This is a genomic window from Bradyrhizobium sp., from assembly GCF_019242285.1.
Taxonomy (GTDB): Bacteria; Pseudomonadota; Alphaproteobacteria; order Rhizobiales; family Xanthobacteraceae; genus Bradyrhizobium.
This window is the reverse complement of sequence record NZ_JAFAVV010000135.1, coordinates 1-3,768: the sequence shown is the minus strand read 5'-3', so window position 1 is coordinate 3,768 and position 3,768 is coordinate 1. Positions and strand designations below refer to the sequence as shown.

Below are 3,768 nucleotides of genomic sequence, written 5' to 3'. Positions count from 1 at the left end.
AACCGGATCGCGTTCAAGACCGGCACCAGCTACGGCTATCGCGACGCCTGGTCGGTCGGCTTCGACGGCCGGATCACGATTGGCGTCTGGGTCGGCCGTCCCGACGGCGCGCCGGTGCCGGGCCTGATCGGCCGCGCCGCGGCGGCGCCGATCCTGTTCGATGCCTTCGCTCGTACCGGCCGATTGCCGGTCGCCCTGCCGAAGCCGCCGAAAGGCGCGCTGGTCGCCGGCAATACAAGGCTGCCGCTGCCGCTGCGCCGGTTCCGGCCGCTCGGCGAGCTGGTACGAACCGGCGGCGAGCAGGCCCTGCACATCCAGTTCCCGATCAACGGCTCGCGCATTGCCGTCGACCGCGCCGATGGCTCGGATGCCGCCGCCATGCCGGTCAGGGTGTCCGGCGGCAAATTACCCATGACCATGCTGGTCAACGGCACCTGGGTCGGCGAGATCGATGGCCGGCGCCAGCGACTGATCGATCCGCCCGGGCCCGGCTTCGCCCGACTGACCGTGATCGATGCCGCGGGCGCCGCGGACACAGTTGTTGTCAGAATACAATAGCTTAAGCCCAAACGGTTGTCGGAACGGTGGTTTCAGCGTATCGGAACCCCCATGGTCGAGACCTATGCCCGCCCCCGTTTCGGTGAACCGCGCGAGCCGAAGAACCTGGTCAATCCAGGCAGCCGGCTCGTCCAGATCATCGATTTCGCCACCGCGAGCCACGTCCGCGCAGTCGGCTTTCTGGTGCTGTGCGCGCTGCTCCTGTTCCTGCCCGGCTTCTTCAACATCCCGCCGATCGACCGTGACGAGGCGCGCTTCGCGCAGGCGACCAAGCAGATGGTCGAAAGCGGCGATTTCGTGGACATCCGCTTCCAGGACGAGGTCCGCTACAAGAAGCCGGTCGGCATCTACTGGATGCAGGCCGCCGCAGTCGAAACCGCGTCCGCGCTCGGCCTGCCCAAGGCGCGGCTTCGTATCTGGGTCTACCGCCTGCCGTCCCTGATCGGCGCCGTCGGCGCGACGCTCCTGACCTACTGGACGGCGCTCGCCTTCGTGACGCGGCGTGGCGCGGTCTTCGCCGGCCTCATCATCTGCAGCTCGGTGCTGCTCAACGTCGAGGCGCGGCTCGCCAAGACCGACGCGATGCTGCTGCTGACGGTGGTGGCGGCGATGGGCGCGATGGCGCGGGTTTATCTGTCCTGGATGCGCGGCGAGGATCCCGAGCATCCGCCCTGGAGCTGGCCGATCATCTTCTGGACCGCGCTCGCCGGCGGCATCCTGCTCAAGGGCCCGCTGATCCTGATGTTCGCGGGGCTGACCATCGTCGCGCTCGCGATCCTGGACCGCGATGCCCCCTGGCTGTGGCGATTGCGCCCGGTCTGGGGCGCGATGTGGACGCTGGTCCTGGTGCTGCCCTGGTTCATCGCGATCTACTGGCGCGCCGGCAACGAGTTCTTCTCCGACTCGATCGGCGGCGACATGCTGAGCAAGTTCGCCGCGCAGGAATCGCATGGCGCGCCGCCCGGGCTCTACCTCGTGCTGTTCTGGATCACCTTCTGGCCGGGCGCGCCGCTCGCCGCGATGGCCGCGCCTGCGGCCTGGCGGGCGCGGCGGGAGCCCGGTGCGCAATACCTGCTGGCCTGGCTGGTGCCGTCCTGGATCGTGTTCGAACTGGTGCTGACCAAGCTGCCGCATTACGTGCTGCCGCTCTATCCACCGATCGCGATCCTGACCGTCGGCGCGCTGGAGCGCCGCGTGCTGTCGCGTTCCTGGCTCGCGCGCGGCGCGGCCTGGTGGTTCGCCATTCCGGCGCTCGGTTCGGTCATCGCGGTGGTCGGCGCCATCATGCTGATCCGCCAACCGGCGTTCCTGGCCTGGCCGTTCATGGCCGCGGCGCTGATCTTCGGCCTGTTCGCCTGGTGGCTCTATGAGGACGGCCGCGCCGAGCGATCGCTGCTGAATGCCGTCACGGCCGGCATATTCCTCTCCATTGCCGTGTTCGGCATCGTCATGCCGTCTCTGACGCACCTGTTTCCGAGCGCGGAGATCGCGCACGCCTTGCGCAACGTGGCCTGCAAGGGCCCGAGGGCGGCGGCCTCCGGCTTCCAGGAGCCCAGCCTCGTCTTCATGACCGACACCTCGACGCTCCTGACCGACGGCTCGGGCGCCGCGGACTTCCTGAGCCAGGGCCCCTGCCGTTTCGCGCTCATCGAGCAGCGCACCGAGCGCGCCTTCGCGCAGCGCGCCGAGGCGATCGGGCTGCGTTACAACGTGCTGACCCGTGTCGAGGGTGTCAACATCTCGCAGGGCAGGGCGGTCTCGATCGCGATCTTCCGTTCCGAGGGCACGGAATGACCGCTCCATCCGAGGCCATGGAACGGCGCGGCTATGTCCCGCAACTGCTGACGCTCGTCTCGCAGTCGGCCGCGCAGCTCGTGCGCGCGCCGACGGCAACACAACGCGCGGCAGCGGCGAGACGGACGGGAAGACAGGTGCTTTGGCTGACGCTCGGCGGAGCGGCGGCCATCGCCGTGCTGATGGTCGGTTTCGACGCCATCGAGATCGGCCTGATGCCGCCGCGCGGGACGCCTGACCTTTGGCCCGTCCGCATCCTCACCGATTTTGGCAAGGACACCTACGTGCTGTGGGGGCTCGCGGCGCTCGTGTTGGTCATTGGCGCCGTTGCCCCGATGTCGCAACGAACGTCGCATGCGAAACTGCTGCGGCTCGGCATCCACGCGGAATATCTGTTGCTCGCGGTGCTGCTTCCGGTCCTGGTCGGCGAAGCGCTCAAATGGGCGGTCGGCCGCGGCCGGCCCTTCGTCGGCGGCAAGGCCAATGCGTTCAACTTCGCACCGTTCACGGGAACCGAAGCCTATTTCAGCCTGCCCTCGGCGCACGCCATCACGGCCTTCGCGCTCGCCTTCGCCGTCGGTGCGGTCTGGCCGCGCATGCGGATCGCGATGGCGCTGTATGCGCTCGCGATCGGCGCCAGCCGGCTGGTGCTGCTCGCGCATCATCCGAGCGACGTCGTCGCGGGCGGCCTGATCGGTGTGCTCGGCGCGATGGCGGTCCGATACTGGTTCGCCGTGCGGGAGCTTGGTTTTGTCATCGATGACGCCGGCAAGATCGCCGCTCGTTGAGGCGGCTCAAAAGGGTTGCTCGTGCTGCCGCCGGCCCATAAGAAGCGGGCGCCGCACCTTGCGGCCGACCATTTGCGCATGAGCGTTGATTTGCCTGCTGATCCATCCGTCGCGGTTTCGATCGTGGTTCCCGTCCGGAACGAGGCGGAGAACATCGCGCCGCTGATCGAGGAGATTTCGGCCGCGCTGGATGGCCGCTGGGCCTACGAGATCATCTACGTCAATGACGGCTCGACCGATTTGACCGCCGAGCGCCTGGCCGAGCAGATGAAGCTGCGGCCCAATTTGCGCGTGCTCCGCCACGAGACATCTTCCGGCCAATCGGCGGCCGTACGCAGCGGCGTGCGCGCCGCCCGCGGCACCATTGTGGCGACCCTGGACGGCGATGGACAGAACAATCCGGCGTTCCTGCGCGATCTGATCACGGCGCTTGACCAGGACAATGGCCGGTTCGGCCTTGTCGCCGGCCAGCGCGTCGGCCGCAAGGATACTGGATTCAAGCGATTCCAGTCGCGGCTTGCCAACAGAATCCGCAACGCGGTCCTGCACGACGGCACCCGCGACACCGGCTGCGGCCTGAAAGCCTTCCGCCGCGACGTGTTCCTGATGATGCCTTATTTCGATGGCC

The 3,768-nt window shown here is 67.9% G+C and carries 3 protein-coding genes and 1 pseudogene; all 4 read left to right on the top strand.

The window, feature by feature from the left end; genetic code table 11:
• Positions 1 to 558: pseudogene (locus JOY90_RS04720) on the top strand (penicillin-binding protein 1C); the annotation flags it as partial.
• A gap of 51 nt (positions 559 to 609) precedes the next feature.
• Positions 610 to 2,352: a glycosyltransferase family 39 protein gene (locus tag JOY90_RS04715; RefSeq protein ID WP_291689992.1), complete on the top strand. Its 1,743-nt coding sequence runs from the start codon at positions 610 to 612 to the stop codon at positions 2,350 to 2,352.
• Positions 2,349 to 3,140 (top strand): phosphatase PAP2 family protein, encoded by a 792-nt coding sequence (locus JOY90_RS04710; RefSeq protein WP_291689991.1) that lies wholly within the window; start codon positions 2,349 to 2,351, stop codon positions 3,138 to 3,140. Before JOY90_RS04715 ends, JOY90_RS04710 begins: the two co-directional genes overlap by 4 nt.
• Before the next feature lie 78 nt (positions 3,141 to 3,218).
• On the top strand, positions 3,219 to 3,768 hold a 550-nt coding region (locus JOY90_RS04705), incomplete at its 3' end, for a glycosyltransferase family 2 protein (protein WP_291689990.1).